Origin of the sequence: Gelidibacter japonicus (genome assembly GCF_010725055.1) — a bacterium.
In the GTDB taxonomy this organism is placed as follows: domain Bacteria; phylum Bacteroidota; class Bacteroidia; order Flavobacteriales; family Flavobacteriaceae; genus Gelidibacter; species Gelidibacter japonicus.
Window position 1 is genome coordinate 68348 of record NZ_BJKB01000012.1, and the last position, 19257, is coordinate 87604.

At 39.6% G+C, this 19257-nt stretch carries 14 protein-coding genes; 5 read left to right on the forward strand and 9 right to left on the reverse strand.

What is annotated here, in order from left to right; all coding sequences use genetic code 11:
* Positions 1-3 precede the first annotated feature (3 nt).
* Together recO and G6N06_RS12965 are read left to right on the forward strand one after the other, a co-directional pair.
* Positions 4-723, forward strand: a complete 720-nt coding sequence (gene recO, locus G6N06_RS12960; protein ID WP_163517182.1) for a DNA repair protein RecO — start codon at positions 4-6, stop codon at positions 721-723.
* 16 nt (positions 724-739) lie between these two features.
* Positions 740-3151 carry a TonB-dependent receptor plug domain-containing protein gene (locus G6N06_RS12965; RefSeq protein ID WP_163517183.1) on the forward strand — a complete coding sequence of 804 codons (2412 nt, stop codon included), beginning with the start codon at positions 740-742 and terminating at the stop codon, positions 3149-3151.
* A 183-nt stretch (positions 3152-3334) separates the two neighbouring features.
* Here G6N06_RS12965 and G6N06_RS12970 read toward each other — a convergent pair whose 3' ends face one another.
* Positions 3335-7885: a RemA C-terminal-like gliding motility protein gene (locus G6N06_RS12970; protein WP_163517184.1), complete on the reverse strand. Its 4551-nt coding sequence runs from the start codon at positions 7883-7885 to the stop codon at positions 3335-3337.
* Between the two features lie 115 nt (positions 7886-8000).
* On the opposite strand from G6N06_RS12970, the gene G6N06_RS12975 reads away from it, so the two are divergent.
* Entirely contained in the window at positions 8001-8471 is a 471-nt protein-coding gene (locus tag G6N06_RS12975; RefSeq protein WP_163517185.1) for a regulatory protein RecX, read from the forward strand.
* 414 nt (positions 8472-8885) lie between these two features.
* On the opposite strand, the gene G6N06_RS12980 is transcribed toward G6N06_RS12975, so the two are convergent.
* Both G6N06_RS12980 and G6N06_RS12985 read right to left on the reverse strand, forming a co-directional pair.
* The gene (locus G6N06_RS12980) at positions 8886-9377 is read right to left on the reverse strand and encodes a DUF6646 family protein (RefSeq protein ID WP_163517186.1); all 492 of its coding nucleotides are present in this window, start codon (positions 9375-9377) and stop codon (positions 8886-8888) included.
* A 64-nt stretch (positions 9378-9441) separates the two neighbouring features.
* Positions 9442-10305, reverse strand: coding sequence for a cupin-like domain-containing protein (locus G6N06_RS12985; protein ID WP_163517187.1), 864 nt, complete (start codon positions 10303-10305; stop codon positions 9442-9444).
* 127 nt (positions 10306-10432) lie between these two features.
* Between G6N06_RS12985 and G6N06_RS12990 the strand changes: the two genes are divergently transcribed.
* A complete protein-coding gene (locus G6N06_RS12990; RefSeq protein WP_163517188.1) occupies positions 10433-10612 on the forward strand; it encodes a hypothetical protein in 180 nt (59 codons plus the stop codon).
* Positions 10613-10816: 204 nt separating this feature from the next.
* On the opposite strand, the gene G6N06_RS12995 is transcribed toward G6N06_RS12990, so the two are convergent.
* The 3 genes from G6N06_RS12995 to G6N06_RS13005 form a co-directional block, all read right to left on the reverse strand.
* The gene (locus G6N06_RS12995) at positions 10817-12244 is read right to left on the reverse strand and encodes a flotillin family protein (protein ID WP_163517189.1); all 1428 of its coding nucleotides are present in this window, start codon (positions 12242-12244) and stop codon (positions 10817-10819) included.
* Positions 12213-12848, reverse strand: coding sequence for a hypothetical protein (locus G6N06_RS13000; RefSeq protein WP_163517190.1), 636 nt, complete (start codon positions 12846-12848; stop codon positions 12213-12215). Before G6N06_RS13000 ends, G6N06_RS12995 begins: the two co-directional genes overlap by 32 nt.
* Positions 12849-13071: 223 nt before the next feature.
* Entirely contained in the window at positions 13072-13488 is a 417-nt protein-coding gene (locus G6N06_RS13005; RefSeq protein ID WP_163517191.1) for a DUF2007 domain-containing protein, read from the reverse strand.
* Between the two features lie 251 nt (positions 13489-13739).
* Between G6N06_RS13005 and G6N06_RS13010 the strand changes: the two genes are divergently transcribed.
* The gene (locus G6N06_RS13010; protein WP_163517192.1) at positions 13740-15527 is read left to right on the forward strand and encodes a M61 family metallopeptidase; all 1788 of its coding nucleotides are present in this window, start codon (positions 13740-13742) and stop codon (positions 15525-15527) included.
* A 66-nt stretch (positions 15528-15593) separates the two neighbouring features.
* Here G6N06_RS13010 and G6N06_RS13015 read toward each other — a convergent pair whose 3' ends face one another.
* The 3 genes from G6N06_RS13015 to G6N06_RS13025 all read right to left on the reverse strand — a co-directional run bounded on the left by G6N06_RS13015 (position 15594) and on the right by G6N06_RS13025 (position 19248).
* Positions 15594-15869: a F0F1 ATP synthase subunit delta/epsilon gene (locus G6N06_RS13015; RefSeq protein ID WP_163517193.1), complete on the reverse strand. Its 276-nt coding sequence runs from the start codon at positions 15867-15869 to the stop codon at positions 15594-15596.
* Between the two features lie 76 nt (positions 15870-15945).
* Positions 15946-17454, reverse strand: coding sequence for a F0F1 ATP synthase subunit beta (atpD, locus tag G6N06_RS13020; RefSeq protein ID WP_163517194.1), 1509 nt, complete (start codon positions 17452-17454; stop codon positions 15946-15948).
* A 189-nt stretch (positions 17455-17643) separates the two neighbouring features.
* Complete coding sequence (locus tag G6N06_RS13025; protein WP_163517195.1) at positions 17644-19248, reverse strand: SGNH/GDSL hydrolase family protein; 1605 nt, start codon at positions 19246-19248, stop codon at positions 17644-17646.
* Positions 19249-19257: the final 9 nt, after the last annotated feature.

Below are 19257 nucleotides of genomic sequence, written 5' to 3' on the forward strand. Positions count from 1 at the left end.
ACTATGCTAACTAAAACCAATGCCATTGTTCTATCCAAGATAAGGTATGGAGACCATGACGTGATTGTAAAATGTTATACCAAAAGCAGAGGCGTTGTCAGCTACATTCTTCGAGGTGTTTTAAAGAGTAAAAAGAGCAATTCCAAAATTGCGTATTACCTTCCGTTATCACAATTGGAAATTGAAGAAAATTTCCGACCCAAGCAGTCTCTACATTATATAACTGATGTCAAATTAAGCGTGCCGTACCAATACATGCACACCAATATCTTAAAAGGGGCTGTGGTTATGTTTTTGTCAGAAATTTTGACAACGACCTTAAAAGAAGAAGAAGCTAATCCATCTTTATATGAGTTTTTGGAAACCACACTTCAGTGGTTGGATCATGAAACCGAATTTGCAAATTTCCATTTGCTGTTTTTATTGGAGCTTTCTAAACATTTGGGGTTTTATCCAGACACCTCACAATCCAATTTTCCATACTTCAATTTACGCTCGGGAAGTTTTGAACTCAAACCGCAGACACCTTATACTATTTCGGGAGAAAATTTAGTGTTGATGAAGCAGCTGTTAGGCATAAAGTTTGATAGTCTGAACTCTCTAAAGTTGCATTCAAAACAACGGCAATCTTTTCTCAATCTATTACTGCTTTATTTTGAATTACATCTATCAGATTTTAGAAAACCAAAATCGCTTCAAGTATTTAATGAAGTGTTTCACTAAAACCAAGTTTTACACTATGAGATTTTTCTTTTTGATAAGTGCTTTCCTTCTAATTATTGGTTCGGGACAATCACAGAATGTTAAAATCTTAGAAGAATCCACAAACCTTCCAATTGCCGGAGCTGCAATTTACAATGTTTCAAAAAGTAAATCTACCACCTCTGATATTGATGGTGTCGCCAATTTAAGTCGATTTTCAGCAGATGAATTGATTTTTATAGAACACTTACTTTATTTAAGTGACAGTTATCTGGCATCAGACCTTGTCAATAAAACCATTTATTTGAAACCTAAAATTGAAGGTTTGGATGAAATTGTGATCTCGGCTACAAAATTTCAACAAAGTAAGCGTGATATTCCCCAAAAGATCATCAATATCAATGCGAAGTCCATCGCTTTTGCAAATCCACAGACCAGTGCAGATTTGTTGGAGAATAGCGGCAACGTATTTATTCAAAAAAGTCAGATGGGCGGTGGAAGTCCGATGATAAGAGGCCTCTCCACCAATCGACTGTTGATGACAGTAGATGGTGTACGCATGAACAATGCTATTTTTAGAGGCGGTAATCTGCAAAATGTGATTTCTATAGATCCATTTACCATTCGCAATACAGAAGTTACATTAGGAGCAGGTTCTGTGGTTTACGGAAGTGATGCCATTGGTGGGGTAATGAGCTTCTACACCCAGACGCCTCAACTCTCTTATTCTGACTCCATCTATTTTAAAGGACATGTTGTTGGAAGATATGCCACGGCCAATAAAGAGAAAACAGGCCATTTGGACTTCAATTTAGGAATTAAAAAGTGGGCTTTTCTCACTAGTGTGAGCTATACTGATTTTGACGATTTAAGAATGGGAAGTCATGGCCCTATCGACTATATCAGAACAGAATATGTGCAGACTTCTGACGGTGTTGATAGGGTTGTTCCAAATACCGATCCTTTGATACAAATCCCTACAGGTTATGACCAAATTAATTTTTTGCAGAAGGTAAGATATGAGCCCAAGGAGGATTGGAGCTTTGATCTGGGATTATATTATACTACAACTTCTAAGTATTCGAGATACGACAGATTGATTCGTTACAAAAAAGAAACGTTGCGGTCAGCCGAATGGAATTATGGACCACAGCGTTGGTTTATGGGAAATTTGCAGGTGACCAAATTGAGTAGCAACTCCAATCTATATGATAAAATTCAATCTACAGTAGCCTATCAGAACTTTCAGGAAAGTAGAATGGATAGGGATTTCAATAAACCTGAACGGAATATCAGGGAAGAGGCAGTGGATGCCTTTTCGTTCAATCTTGATCTCGAAAAACAATTGGGCAAAAGAATGGAGTTCTTTTATGGCTTGGAATATATTTACAATCAGGTCTTATCTACCGGGATGCAAGAAGACATCCAAACAGGAATTAGCGTGCCAACAGTATCACGTTATCCCAACGGATCCGATTGGCAGTCTATGGCCGCTTACACAAGTCTAAAGTTTAAACCCAATCCCAAATTTGTATTGCAAACTGGTATTCGTTACAATCACGTGATGATCAATGCCAACTTTACTGAAAATAACGTCTATCTCCAATTGCCATTTACCACGACCAAGATCAATACCGGAGCTTTTACCGGAACGGCAGGTGCCAATTGGAATCCAAATCAAACTTTAAATATGAGGTTGAATGTGTCATCGGCATTTAGGGCACCTAATATTGATGATATTGGAAAAGTTTTTGATTCTGAACCTGGAGCTGTTGTCGTTCCAAATGACGATTTGAAACCCGAGTATGCCTACGGACTTGAATATGGTGTCAAACTCAATTTCGAAAATGTGTTTATTGTGGACATGGCAACATACTATACGCATTTGGACAATACCTTGGTCCGTCGGGATTTTAGATTAAATGGGGCCTCCGAAATTGTTTATGATGGCGAGATGAGTACGGTTCAGGCCATTCAGAATGCCGCAGAATCCCGCATTTATGGTTTTGAAGTTGGAATGCAGGTCAATTTTACCAAAGCATTAAAATTGAAATCCCATTATAATATTATTGGAGGTGAAGAGGAAGGCAACGATGGAGAAAAAAAACCATTGCGCCATGCCGCTCCACAGTTTGGAGCCACCCACCTGATATGGCAAAATAACAAGTTTCATATTGATGGTTTTGTTAAATATAATGCCGCGTTGTCTTACCATCAATTGGCACCTTCAGAGCAAAACAAGGATTATATCTATGCGTTGGATGCCAATGACAATCCGTATTCACCGTCATGGTACACACTGAATTTAAGGACCCAATATGAATTTAGTGATGCGATATCTCTAACGGCAAGCTTGGAAAATATTACCGACCAACGCTATAAACCATACTCTTCAGGAATTGCCGCTCCAGGACGGAATTTAATTCTTTCTTTAAAATACACGCTTTAGGATTGTTGATTGTTGATTGTCGATTGTCGATTGTTGATTGATGATTGTTGATTGATGATTTTTGATTGATGAATGATGCTTTAAGATAGTTGAATTAAGAGCTGCATATAACATAGAATAATGAATAATCAAATTTAGATTGCAAAACTCGAAACTCGAAACTCGAAGCTCGAAACCTGAAACTCAGAACCCAGAATTAAGAACAAAACGTTTGGAAACTATTTGTCCGTTGGAGAGTTGGACACGGGCGATATAAGCGGCTTGACTTAAATTGTTGAGGTCATAAACTTCAGTGGCCTTGCTCCCTTTTAAATTAGAAATAGTTCTACCCAGTATATCTATTATTTCAACGGATTTAATGCTGAGGTTTTGCCCAACAGAAAATTCAACATGCCCGTTTCTTAGTCCAATAATAGACACCTCATTCGTGTCTAAAATATAATCAGATGCAGATAGGGTTCGATTTTTAAAAACAATAACGAAACGATCATTGAATTCGCCAGTTGCTGAAGTAAAGTTATAATCGGAGACTGACAGATTATGGTAAATATCCAGTAAATTATCTTTTAGAAACAGATCGTTTTTATCAAAAAACTCACCTTGTAGCTGGGCGATTGATAATTTATATAAGGTAGGCTGTGAAATGGAGGTTTTGTAACCTAAAACGACTTCTTCATTTAAATTCAAACTTTTCACCGCTTTCCCTTGAATGGCATATTTCTTACTGCTTTCTTGGATTTCTGTGTAGATGATAGCACCTAAGCCTGTTGAAAGATTGCGTTCAGCGTCATAGGTAAATCCATCAACCCCATCGGTTGCTCCTTCCACATAAGCTACCAAAATTTGATTAAAGATGCCATTGTCTGAGGTGAGATTGATCCAGAATTTATTTGGTACATCTACAGGAGCATTTCTAAAAAACTGAGAGTTGCTCGTGTCGTCCGCCATTCGCATGGAATTTTTGAAGGTCAGTGTGCCACCATCATGGATTCCAATAACAAAAAAACCTTGGCCTGAAGGAATGAAGTCAGAAGGCATTTCGTTTTTTCCTCCAGCTATATTTCCACTTCCAGCAGTAATGATGGCGTAATCATTTCTACTGAAGTTAAGCACTTGATTGCCTGGATTACTGGCTAAAGGTGGACTGGCCTGAGACCATAGATAAGCGGCACCAGATATGACATCTGAATTTTGATTATACACTAGTTTGAAGTCAATAGCAGATGCGTATGGATTACCAATAAAATTCCAGTCATTGTCGGTCTCAATGTCATTTGTATGAATAGTGACAGAGATATTTCCGGTATTGAATTCGCCATTAAATACCGTCGTATCAATCCTTGGGAATGTTCCAGAGTTGTTGGAGGTAGATGCATAGCCTACACCCGGAATCATCCGTCCGGTAGCTAATTGCCAATCGTCGCCATTATCATCTACATCATCACCATTGGTATCTTCATAATTGGCCGCCTCAAAATAAAATCGTCTGCTGGGAGATGCCATGCTCAATACAGATTCAACAGTTGCATTAGTTACAGGCGAGCTCCAATAGGTGTAATCATACCAATTCTGTTTTTGGGCTGTGTGTTTTCTCACACGTGCGGCAGCTGGGATTTCCAAAGTAAAGGTACCCGCATTTGCATCGTCACCGCGTTGAATAAATGCAGCGTTACTGTCAACAAAGATATCTCCAAAATTTGTAGGTGAATTACCGTTGACAATCACATCCGCAATGACTTCCACGTAATAATCTTCGGTGATGTTTAAAGCAAATCCGGAATTGACCACAAGATTACAGGCCGTAAAACTTCCAGATGTAGGACTTGTGGTATAATTGCCATTAATAATTGCAGTTGTATTATGGTCTGGAATTGACGGATTCCAAGTGAAGCCATCCCAAGTGGTTTGATTGAGTCTTAATCTCACGGCATTGCTCGCCGTATAGCATGTGGCGCTATTCTCACGAATTTGAGCATAATATTGATAGCCGTCCAAATTTAGAGTGCTTAAGATAATTAAGTGCTCAGTTTGTTGACCGAAGTAATCAAGATTTGTCTCTAATATTTCTACCCAATTCGCTGTTCCAGGGGCATTATAATACCATTGATAGGTTAATGGATACCCACCCGGAACACCTTCAACACCCGACACAGCTAATGTTGCATTCAAAACACAGCTTGAGTTTGCTGCCATCGGTTGCAAGGTGACCGTAGGCGATGCACCACCTGAAAAATCAAAATGTCCAATATCTGAATAATCGTTTGTATGGCAAGAGCTGGGACCTGAACCTACCCAGTCAATAACATTCCAATCGCTCAAATTAAAAATAGGATTCGGTAGGAGTGACGCTGTATTCAGTCGCCTAAAGTTAAAACCACGGTCACCGGTGACAATGGTAGCATCCATCCAAGTGTTGTCCATATACACCCCAAATTCATCGACAACCTCCGTTCCGTTGGACTTTAATAGTCGGATGACATCATGTTCATTATCTTTTTTGTTGATGCCGCTTAACGTGCTTATTTGGTCGGCCAGCTGTGCTCTTCCACCAATTTGTGGACAGGAGTTTGAATTGGTCCAATTCGCAGCAACCCCAATGGCCACTACATAGGTTGTATTGTTTGCTAGAGGAACATCTTGAAGTGAAAACGTATTGGTGGGAGCACTTGATCCATTGTTGTAGATGCCTAAAGAGTACTCTCCCAATGGCACCGTGGCGCCCGTACCATTATAGATTTCTATATAACTTAATCCGCCTACCGTAGCGTCAGTAACCTCGCTGATGAATAGGTCGGAAAGCGTGGCGCTTCCTTCGCATCCTCCAATTTGACTATCTATAACGGTAAAAGGAATTGAACTTGTACAGCCAATACTGTTCACAACTGCAATATGGCCTGTTGATGCGTTTTCTGGAATGGTCACTTCAATAGTGGTCGAATTAATAAGTGTGGTTGCCATTGCAATGCCGTTCAAACTTGCGGAAGTAGAGATGTCAAAATTGGATCCGGTAACGGTTACGATGGTGCCTGCCGGTGCATTTGTTGGACTTGCCATACTGCTCGTGGAAACGCAAAGTCCTGTCCCTCTAATCGCAAAGGTATAGGGGTTTTCATCAGGATCGTTGTTGACAATGGATACGATTGCGTTTCTTTCACCGGCTGCCAAAGGAGAAAATCCAATTTCTAAAATCGAAAATGTTCCAGGAAGAATTGTCGTTGCCGGATGCACCGTGATGGTAAAGTCTCCAGGATGGGCACCAACGATAGTCACACTTGGTACGGATAAACCTAAATTCCCAAGGTTCAGAATTCTGTAGGATTTAGACTGTGATGCCCCCACGTATTGTGCCGCAAACAGTGTGTTTCTTAAACTAAAGGGTGTCATGTCGCCATTGACGATTTCCAGAAAAGGATGGACGTTGGCCTCCACTCTAATTTCAGGAGCCATAACTTCCACTGCTCCTGAAATATAAGTGGTGCCGTCCCAAAAGTACCCAGCAGAGCCATCCGCCAAAATGCCGCCATACAACCAGATGCCATTATTCAACCGAAAACGGGTGGCGTAATAATAGGTGCCAGGACTGGTGATAACAGCACCTAAATTAGCGCTATATTCATCATTCTGTCCATCGTTACAGTCTAAGCAAGCTACATTATAAGTGGCAGGAATCCAATCGGTCCATGTATTCGGATTGGAGTTGGTAAGACTATAGCCTATCTCTGCAATAATGCCCAGACCCTGTCCAGCACCGGGAGTGATGCCTTGCTCATATACTTGTCCATAGACATCATAATCATCCCCTAAGTTGATGGAGCCAATACCTGGGAATTGCAGGTTGCAGAAGTCGACGGTATCGACACTTAATTCGCCGCTTCGATTTGAAGTTCCATCCCAAAAGCCACCGCCCGATTCGCTGTAACCACCATATCTGTAGGGTCCATCATCCAATTGAAATCGGCTGGCGTAATAATAAGTGCCAGAAGGCAATGCTGTACCGATGTTGGCCACATATTCATGGTTATTTTCTATCTGTGTATTATAAGTAGCGGGCAGCCATGTCCAATCAGGTGAATTCGGGTTATTGTTTATGGTGTTATAGCCAATCCAGGCTGCCATTCCAGGATCTGGTCCGGCAGCTTCCGTAATACCTGCTTTGTAAACTTGGGCATAGACATCAAATCCGGTCCCAACCGTAATATTTCCATTTTGAGGAAATTGCAGATTGCAGTAGTCTACTGTGGTTGTTGAAGCGGCGGTCCATGAAATGTCATCAATAACAACCTGATATGGAGTGATGTTTCTAATTTCTATGATGACATCGCCAGTGATATTGATGGCATTTACTGTGAAGGTCTGGATAGTATCATTGTCCCAAGCAATAGAAGTGCCTTGTGAAACGCCATTGACAAACAATTCGACCTGCCTGTTTCCAGCACCTGTAAATCCTTTTAAGAGACGGCATGTAAAACTTCCAATGCCATTTGGTATCAAGGAAGAAGTGATTCTGCTATGGTCGGAAACCTGTCTCAACATCAATCCTCTTCCTGTGATAGGAAAACTCCCTTCGTTGCGAGACTGTACGTAGGTCCAGGTTATACCGTTGTCTCCAAGATAAGACCCATTAGTATAACTGGCGGTGGCGTTACTATTTGTAAAACTCTCCGAGCCCTGCCCATACCCGGACAGACCAAAGCATAAGAATGCTACCAATAAGAGGGCGTATTTTTTAATCATGTCAAAATTAATTAATACGTATTGCTAACACAGGTTATCAAATATAAGCTAAAATGTCTTACAACCAACACCTTAGGTTTTATGGGTAATTTGTAAATTGTAACTACTTTTGCATATGTTTTCGAAAAAAACCTATACCGTAGATGAAGCTTTAAAAAGGATGGAACGCTATTGCAGTTACCAAGAGCGCTGTCATAAAGAGGTGGTCCAAAAACTACGTGGTATGGATATGATTCCTGAGGCCATTGACCATATTGTGGTGAAATTGATGCAGGACAATTTTTTGAATGAAGAGCGCTACGCCAAAGCATTTGTCAGTGGAAAATTTAGAATTAAAAAATGGGGAAAACAACGGTTGGCGCGCGAGCTTAGACAAAGAGATATCGGAAAAACACTAATCACTATAGCGCTTCAAACCATAACCGATCAAGAATATATGGAGACCTTCCATGCGCTTGCCGATAAAAAGGCAGAAAGTATTAAGGAAACCAATGTTTTAAAGAAAAAGAAAAAATTGGCGGATTATCTTTTTTATAGAGGATGGGAAAGCCACTTGGTGTATGATAAGGTGAACGAGATGTTTTAGGCAGGAGGCATGAGGCATGAGGTATTGGGGGTTAGTGGTGAGAGGTGAGAGTGTGTGAAAAAAATCGCGAAGTATGATTAACGATTAACGATTGTTGATTTTTGAATGACGAATAATGAATAACGAATAACGAATAATGAATTAATCATCACGAATAATGAAGTTTTTACAACAATCCAAACTACTCATGCAAGTTCACAAAGTTCTGAAGATGTCTGCGAAAATCTGCGTAATCCGCGGGAAACAATTCTGAACTTAGAGCTTTGAGTTTTAAGAAAGTCACGATGCCTGATTGACGATTAGCGATTAACGATTGAAGACTTTTTGACAACCCACAACCGACAACCCACAACCAAAAAAAAACTGTATCATTCCGAAGAACCATACAGTTTTAAATATCAATTAAATTGTTATTTACAAGTTGAATGAGGCACCAATATTAACCACAAACTGGTTGTAGATATAATGTGCTGGATTAGTGATGTTGGTTTTATATTTTGCAATTGGAAAAACAGCTTCTGTAAAAACGCCAAAACCATCAGAGAAAAAGTAACGTGCGCCCACATGGCCGCCAAAATTCTTTAGACTCAAGTTCAAACCTGGGTAAACATCGAAGTTTTCGTCAACATTCAAAACGCTTCCCAAATGGGCATTGAATCGGCCTTTGATATCAAAACGATCCCCGAAACTCGCATCCAATTCTTCCTTTACACCTAAGGCATATGCACCTACTACTCCCACTGAGATGTTTTCACCAAGACCATAATCATAACTGACATTAATTCCTGTTGCATTATCTTGGAAATTGGCACCTATTTGAAATTTATTATCAGTGTTCCCTATAAAAGCTTGTGCATTTACAAATGAAACGCTTAAGACGCATAAGATTACGATCAGTTTTTTCATGATAAAATATTTGTGTTAATTTTTGCGCAAAGATAGTTATGTTTTTTAAGAATGTCCTAAGTAATTAGCCTAAACTCTTCAGGGTGGTGCTAATGGCTTTTTCGTTTTTCCAATCGATCCATTTTTGCCCCATAATCCGACGCATAAAAGTATCAAAGTATCGCATGAATACAATGTTATAGACGGCTTTCCCAAAGTTTTTTGGATTTCTTGCAATAGCACGTAAACTCATCGAAAATCCAGGAGTAAGATATTTCATATAGTGCCAATAGCCTTCAGGCATATACAACACTTCGCCGTGGTTTAATTCTGTTTTATAGCCTTTAGCTTTTTTAAGTGCCGGCCATTTTTCCAGATCTGGATTTGAAAAATCAATATCCTCACGGGTAATCAAGGAATGTGGTATTTTATAGAGATAATTGTTTTGCTTCTGATCAAATAAAATGCACAATTTTTTACCCTCAAAGTGAAAATGGAAAATGTTGGCCAAGTCTATATCATAATGCATAAATGTATGCGAATTCTCTCCTCCAAAAAATAGCATTGGCAGACCCTTCATCAATTTTAAACCAAAATCGGGATAGGAATAATCCTTCTGTAACTGTGGGACTTCCTTTAAAGCATTCCATAAAAAAATCCTGAACTTAGTAGGTTCACGCTTCAAAAGATCGATATAATCTGCCATTTTCATTTTGGCATGTGGCTCATTGAAACCATCTTTATGATGAACAGGACGATCGTCGTAGAGTGGAACGATCTTATCGCCTGCAATCTCCTTGATATAGTCTAAACGCCACTTTTCATAAGCGGGCCACTCCTCAATAAAGCGCTCAATCACAACAGGTTTTTGAGGCTTGAAATAGTCCTTTATAAAATCCTCTTTGGTAATAGTTTTTACACGAGGGATGTCTTGTAGATCTAGTGCCAATACATTAAGATTTAGGCTGTAAAGTTAAGCAATCGCAATTAAAGTTTTAAAAAGGTATGTTAAATATTTGGGTGTTTCAGCGATATGCCGAGGTCGGGCAGTCCGTTATATCTTTTTGCCATGAAAAATGTTAAAAAAGGCATTTGTCTTAGCCAATGACGAGAGGTTACCTTCCGAAATACAGGATCTGAATATTTTGAGCTTAGGCAATGGTGTAGCCGTTTTCGAAATGCTCATAATTCAAAATCATCATATCATTACTGAGCTTTGGACTTCTGCTTTTCAATCCTTATTTGATTTTAAATAACTTCTGAAAAGTGCATGGAAGTCCACGGGTGGTTTTAGTAATAATAGACCTGCACTTCATGCAAAGTGCAGGTCTTTTACTACTTTATTTAATTTGACAGCATCAGAGAGGCATACGTATTTTACTGAATTCCCGATAGTACATCCCAAAGCGATCAGTCCTACATGAATTACGCAACTTACAGCTTCTTAACAACTGGCGGAATTAGTCATTCTTTTTTGGAATACTCTTAGTTTCCGCAGTATTCTTTTGAATTGCTGTGGCGTCCTTTCCTTTTAAATACTCAGGTAAATCCATCCCTGCCATATTAAACATGTCCTGCAATGGTGGCACTGATTTATACATTCCAGAAAGGAAATTGGCTGTTGATGATTTGCCATCGCCATTGCCACCGTTTTCCCAAACGGTCACTTTATCGATTTTGATGTTTTTAATCGCCTCCGCCTGTGTCTTCACCAATTCTGGGAGTTTATCTGCAATCAATAGCAATACCGCATCTTTCGAATTGTTACCGGCGGCTTTCACGATTTGGTCCAAACCTGCTGCCTGCTTGGTCAAGACTTCATACAGACCTTGGGCTTCTGCCTGTGCCTTAAATAGGATGGCATCAGCTTCACCTTTTGCTCTTCTACGGATGCGTTCGGCTTCAGCTTCAGCATCAATTTCTACTTTTTGTTTGTCTATTTCAGCCGGTACAATGATATCGGCCATTTGAGACGAACGTTCGCGATCCGCTCTTGCTATTTCCGCTTCTTTTTCGGCAGCATAGGACTCTTCCAAGCCTTTTGCTGTTTGTACCTTTTCAGCTGCTGTTGCCACACGCTCCGCTTCCGCTTCACGTTGACGTCTTAGGGAGTCGGAATTTGCAACGGCAATCTTGGCTGTGTTTTCACCTTCAACCGCTTGTGCATTGGCGGCAGCTACTTGCGTCCGTTGATCTTGAACTGCGTTGGCTTCGCCAATAGATCCATCCCTTACTTTTTCAGCTACCGATTTCCGGGCAGCATTTATAGCGTGAGCAGCAGCTTCTTTACCTAAGGCTTCAATATATCCCGATTCATCAACTATATCGGTAATATTGACGTTGATCAATTTAAGACCAACTTTTTTCAATTCTGACTCTACACTTTGTGAAATGTTCGTCAAGAATTTATCTCTGTCGTTGTTGATTTCTTCAATATCCATCGAAGCTACAACCAAACGCAATTGACCGAAAATAATTTCTTTTGCCAATTCTTGGACATCAGACATGGCCAATCCCAATAAACGTTCAGCAGCATTCTGCATCACACCCGGTTCTGTTGAAATACCAATGGTAAATCTGGAAGGTACGTTGACCCTAATGTTTTGTTTGGAAAGTGCATTGACCAAATTGACCTCAATGGACATTGGCGTCAAATTTAAAAACGAATAATCTTGGATCACAGGAAAAATAAAGGCAGCGCCACCATGAATACATTTGGCTGATTGTCCGCCCCCAACTTTACCGTACACTACCAAAATCCGATCGGATGGACAGCGTTTGTAACGTCTGATAAGAATAATTAAAAACACAAAAATAAAGAGTACCGCAACAACGACTGCAATAGGCAGTCCTAAATTAAACGTCTCTTGTGTCAGCAGGAATTTCATAAGTTCTTGGTTTTAAGGGTTCTATTGGTTTTATGGTTTGATCGACAATAAGGATGCCGTTGCTCGTGACATCGACGACTTTAATAATGGTACCCGACTTCAATTCTGTAAAAGAATCCGTAAGTGCTTCAAGTTCTCTCAGTGTTCCTTGAACACGCACACTGACTTTTCCCATTTTTGAACGGTTTTCGCCAATGGTCAAATAAACTTCTCCAATGGCGCCGATCGCATTTTTATAATCAAGAGTACCACTATCGGTTAGTTTTTTCATATAATGAAACATAGCGGCCATAATGGTCATCATGACCAAACCAGCAATGACCGAGATCAGGACCGTGATTGGTTTTGAAAGTCCTTCGCCAATACAAGCAATCCCCGACCATCCAAAAATGGTGAAAAAGCCTATGAGATTTTTTAGTGAGATGAATTGAAATTCAATTCCGGTATCTGCATCAATCGCCGTGTCGACATCGTCAAAATCCTCTCCGCCTTCAATACCTATTAGGGTCGTAATGACAATGATCAGAAAAACAAGAGAGCCAATAAGGGCAATCACCCAATAAAATTTGGCGAACAATTCTAAATCCGAAAACCACTCCATCATAGTCTGATAATTTTGAGTTGAATAATGAAATATAAGACCTTTTAAAAATATTAGACCAGTTTTTGATAGAAAGTTGTCACCTTAAAATGATTTTTAACTGTTCGTAGTTATTATGATTCTAACATGAGGGTCTATCTTTCATTTATTGGTAGTCAAAAAGTAGTTATTGTTACAAAAGATGACACTTTTCTAATTTGAAAACAGTGAATAACGATACCCAAGTTTATTTTAAATCAAATTCTGTCTCACACATTTCACATCTGTACTTATGTTTGGTATAGAAGGGGCGAGAAGAAAACAGGACGTCAAAAAGAAACCCAAAAAGTGATTTCAGGTCTTTGATGGTAGAGAATAGTTCAATGTAAGTACTCTTGCAATTGGGACAACGGATGGAATTCCCTGTATCATCTAAAGAATATTTATGAATGGAATTCAGAATCTTTTGGGCGTCCACGGCTTGATAGGAGAGTACTTTCAATTTGATCCCACCAATAGCTTTACTTACCAACGGATCTGTATCAAGTGTAAGATGGTCAGAGAGAAAGACTTTAATGCCATCAGATTCCAGTCGGCCTTTAATAATTTGTGCTTCCGTTATATATTGGAATGATGCAACGGTTGTAAAGGTTTCGTTTTTCATGTGACAAGGGTAGTGTATTCTATAAAATGATGATATCTGTTTGATAAAAGATATGTATTTTTCAGATCTTAGAAACCTATATTGTTTATTATCTTATAGCAATCATTTCGTAAAGATACGAAGAGCCCACAGGTTTCTAAAACCTGTGAGATCAATTCAAGGCGGAAGGATTTTGTATATTAAGTATATAAACTGTCAGGTCTTAAAAATTTTAAAATCATCGTATATTTACGAATCAAAATCTCACACCCATGATTCGTATTCTTTTCTCCCTCACTTTTTTTCTATCATTTTTCCTTTTTCAGGCCCAAATATCTTCAAAATATAACATTTCATTTGAAAATGCCATCCATCACGAAGCAAATATCAACGCCACTTTTAACCATCTGAAAGCAGATGAGGTCCTCTTTACCATGAGTCGTTCTTCTCCCGGTCGATATGCCTTGCATGAGTTTGCGAAAAACGTTTACAACGTAAAAGTGACAGATGGTAAAGGAAAGGAACTTATGGTTACGCGACCGGATCCCTATTCCTGGAGCGTTAAAGGTCATGACGGTACCATACACGTCAGTTATACCTTATTTGCCAACCACGGCGATGGAACCTATGCACAGATTGACGAAACCCACGCCCATTTGAATTTGCCTGCAACCTTCATCTATGTTCCAGAACTCGAAGCACAAGAAATAGAGGTGACGTTTGATGTTCGGGAAGATTTAAATTGGAAAATTGCCACCCAACTTAAGCACCGACAGGATAATACCTACTATGCAAAGGACTTTCAATATTTTATGGACAGTCCTGTGGAAATCGCAAATTTCAGAAAACGTTCATTTGTGGTCAAGGACCAAACCATAACCTTTGTTTTACATGACGATGCGGCTACAGAAGAACAATTGGATGCTTACTTTGATAAAGTTAAGAAGGTAGTATTAGAACAAATGCAGGTTTTTGGTGAATTGCCACGCTTTGATTATGGCGAATATACCTTTTTGGCCTGTTATACGCCGAATGCAATTGGTGATGGGATGGAACATCGAAATTCGACGTCCATTCCAAGTTCAAGAAGTTTATCCAAAGGAGGACTTGAAATCAATATAGGAACCGTTGCGCATGAGTTTTTCCATATATGGAACGTGGAGCGCCTCCGTCCAAAATCCTTGGAACCTTTTGATTTCTCAAGAGCTAATATGAGTGGCGATTTATGGTTTGCCGAAGGGTTTACCAGTTATTATGATGATTTGTCTTTGGTAAGATCAGGAATTATGGGTCAGGAAAAGTATATTGAGGGACTTGTTAGAACTTTTAACTACGTATGGACCTCTCCTGGGAGACAGTTCTTCACGCCAATCGGAATGAGCTACCAAGCGCCGTTTGTTGATGCCGCAAGGTCGGTTGATGATACTAACCGGGAAAATACCTTTATCTCTTACTATTCTTATGGAAGTATGTTAGCGTTGGCCCTAGACCTATCGTTAAGAGAAAAGAATCTAAACTTAGATGACTACATGGCCTTTGTTTGGAATGGCTATGGTAAACCTGAGATTCCCTATACAGTATATGATTTGCATCATAGTTTGAATCAGTTTGCAGGAAGAGAATTTGGGGATCATTTTTTCAATAATTACATTTTTAAAAGTGGAATGCCGGATTATGAACAACTTTTAAAACAGGTAGGCGTGAATCTTATAACCAAAAACGATATTGATTTTGGTGCGTCGGTTAGAAATCAGAAAATAATGAGCAATCCTAAAATGGGATCTTCTGCGTATAAATCAGGATTTCAAAAGGGAGATAAAATTCTCCAAATAGGAGAAATTGTATTTGATGGAAACGCAAGCATCAATTCCATATTAAATACATTTACGGTGGGAGAGGAGGTTGCTGTGGTTTATGAGCGCTTCGGATCTCAAAATAAAAACATACTTACCATTGCCACAGATATATCCTATGATATGAAACTGATGGAAGAAAATTCTAAGGAATTGGACAAAAAGATAAAAGATAATCGTGGGAGTTGGTTAAATTCTAAAATATAATGGGTGTAAAACTAAAAAATCACGCTTTCGGGCGTGATTTTTTAGTTTAAATGAAGTGAGTTGTGATTAGTCAACCAATACAATTACTTTATTGTCTTTCATTTCCACAGTACCACTATTAATGTACATCACCCAATTGCCATCTTCTTTTGTAAAGTTAGCTTCTTGCCCTTCAGCAATAGTTGCGTTGCCCTTGAACTTTAATGGGCCTTTACCAAGGATAGAAACAATAGCGGCGTGATTGTTCAACATTTGAAACTCGCCTTCGATACCTGGAACAGTAACACTTTCAACATGACCACTAACCAATGAGGCTTCTGGGGATACAATTTCTAAATACATTTTTTATAGTTATGAGTTATGAGTTATGAGTTATAAGTCAACTCTGAACTCATAACTCATAACTCTGAACTTGTTTTTAAGCTTCAGCAAGCATTTTCTCTCCTGCTTCGATAGCTTCTTCAATAGTTCCTTTTAGGTTGAAGGCTGCTTCTGGTAGGTGATCTAATTTACCTTCCATGATCATGTTGAATCCTTTGATCGTTTCTTTAATATCAACTAATACTCCAGGAATCCCCGTAAACTGTTCAGCTACGTGGAACGGTTGTGATAGGAAACGTTGTACACGTCTTGCACGCCCAACAGCCATTTTATCTTCTTCAGAAAGCTCTTCCATTCCTAGGATAGCAATAATATCCTGTAATTCTTTATAGCGTTGCAATAATTCCTTTACGTTTTGTGCGCAAGTGTAGTGCTCTTGTCCTAAAATTTCAGCAGTTAGGATACGTGAAGTAGAATCCAATGGATCTACCGCAGGATAAATACCTAACTCAGCAATCTTACGAGACAATACAGTAGTTGCATCCAAGTGGGCAAACGTTGTTGCTGGTGCTGGGTCTGTTAAGTCATCCGCAGGTACGTAAACCGCTTGTACAGATGTAATAGAACCTCTTTTTGTTGAAGTAATGCGCTCTTGCATGGCACCCATTTCAGTTGCCAATGTTGGTTGGTAACCTACTGCAGACGGCATACGACCTAATAAAGCTGATACTTCAGAACCGGCTTGTGTAAAACGGAAAATATTATCAACGAAGAATAATACGTCTTTTCCTTGACCTTCACCAGCACCATCACGGAAATACTCAGCAATGGTCAATCCTGATAAGGCCACACGAGCACGAGCTCCAGGAGGTTCGTTCATTTGTCCAAATACGAAAGTTGCTTTGGATTCTTTCATGATGTTTTTATCAACCTTAGATAGGTCCCATCCACCTTCTTCCATCGACTTCATGAAGTCGTCACCATATCTAATAATGCCAGACTCCAACATCTCTCTCAAAAGGTCATTTCCTTCACGAGTTCTTTCTCCAACTCCAGCAAATACTGAAAGTCCACCGTGACCTTTTGCAATATTGTTAATCAACTCCTGGATCAAAACTGTTTTACCAACACCGGCACCACCAAATAAACCAATCTTACCACCTTTTGCATATGGCTCAATCAAGTCGATTACTTTGATACCTGTGAATAGTACTTCTGTTGAAGTTGATAGATCTTCAAATTTAGGGGCTTGTCTATGAATAGGTAAACCAGCTTCGCCAGCTTTAGGTAAATCACCCAAACCATCAATAGCATCACCGATAACATTAAACAAACGTCCATAAACATCTTCGCCAATTGGCATTTGAATTGGAGCACCAGTAGCATGTACTTCAGTGCCTCTGCTTAATCCGTCTGAAGAATCCATCGCAATGGTTCTAACTGTATCTTCGCCAATATGAGATTGGACTTCCAATACCAATAAAGAACCATCAGGTCTTTTTATTTCTAAGGAATCATAGATTTTTGGAAGCTCTGAACCCGCTTCAAACGCTACGTCGATTACTGGGCCAACGATTTGTGCAACTTTACCTGTAACTTTTGACATTACTTATCTGTTTAATGTTGAATTAAATATAATAGAAAAACATAATTACCCATTAGAGTTGGGCACTCTGTTTTTCGCGCTGCAAAGATATGATTATTTAACTAAATATAAAGTGCTTTTCAGGCTTTTTTGAGCAAAAAAAAACACCTTCTTTGGAAAGGTGTTTTAATATTTGATTTTTAAGTTGAATTATCTGAAAGTCACGCTATAATTTGTTGGATAAGCTCCTAAATCAGCTTTATAACCAGCCGCAACAAAATTGGAGCCATATTTGGCATCAATAGCTTTTAAAAACTCATTGGCCATCGCAGCATAACCTCTTGAAGTTAAGTGCACTCCATCTAAGCTTATCAGACCACCTCGCACCAAAGCGGTAGTGAGAATAAAGTTGCCATCTGAAAGCCCGGTAGTTGACGCAGTTTGTAAAATCGATTTAAAATCTACCAATGCTAAGTCGTATTCTGCTGCAATGGTTTCAATCGTTTGATTGTATTGATCAGTAGCCGATCTAATATCCGCTTGCTCACTTGGGATCAGCACCCATTTATCAGCTAAAGGCAAAGTAACGCCTTCTACAGAAAATTGTCCTGCCAACTCTTGAGAAAGACCTTGGGCCATTAGGGCGGCCACAGAAGCGGTATTGACTGTTCCAATGATACTACTACTTGGTAAAACCAATAGATCATCGGCAGTAGCTTGTCTTGCTTGGCCATAAGTTGAGGCTAACAGATTGGCTACTAATGGTGCGGCTTGAGGAGGCAAACCAAATTGTGCGATAAATGCAGGGAAGGTCGGGCTAGCATTTAAAGCGCCTGCAATTTGTGGCGCAATATTGGTTAGACTTTCATCTTTTATGACCACAGCACTTGCGGCTGTCTCTGAAAACACAATCACTCTTGACGGATCAATGGCCGTGAAAATCTGGTTCAAAGCCCCAAAAATGCTATTTAACATAGGGATTTGAGGACCAAAAGCAGGATTTGTTGGACTTAACGGATTATGTGGTACTGTTGTAAAGTGGGCTAAGTTGGTGATATAAGGAACATTCGCTACCGCACCCTTGGCACCATTACTTGTCAATGCGTTGACAGCCGCTTTAAAGGAAACGGCAAACACCGTTGGATCTGTAATATCGCTTGAACCATAAGAACTAGGATCCATGTTGCCCAATTGATAGACACCGGTACCACCAGAAGTAGCATAAGCCAAGACATCATTACCGCCAATTTCTGACAGTGTGAAGAATGTCGCATTTTGTGCGACGGCATCTCCAATAACAGTTGCAGTTGCGCTAGATGCCATACGTCCAAAATATGGATTTAACGCTCCATATCCAGGAATTCCTAAATGAAAGCTTTTTACTCCTGGAATACCATAGTTGTTAAATGGACCGGATAAATGGCTCGTGATTTCGGTTGTTGGCGTAGCCGGAAGAACTTGCGGAGCAGACCCATTGAAAAACAATCTCGGCGCAGAAGCAACATTGCCATTGACCAAGAATCCACCAATATTATCACCCATCAAAGGTTGTGAAAATCCAGTTCCGCCCACATTCGTGAAGGTTTTGGCCAATATGTTTGGGAAAGAGTTTTCCTGTCCTGCTATAAAAAGAGCATTATCTGTAAATCCAGCAGAGAAAGAGGCACCTACCGCAACGTATTTTGAAAAGTCTACAGAACCAGCGGTTAGTTCCGGTAATGGTTCGGGAGCCGGATTGTAATCATAGTCATCATCACTACACGCTGTAAAAGCAACTAGGATAGCGGACAGTAGTAAATATTTTATATTTTTCATTGTATATTT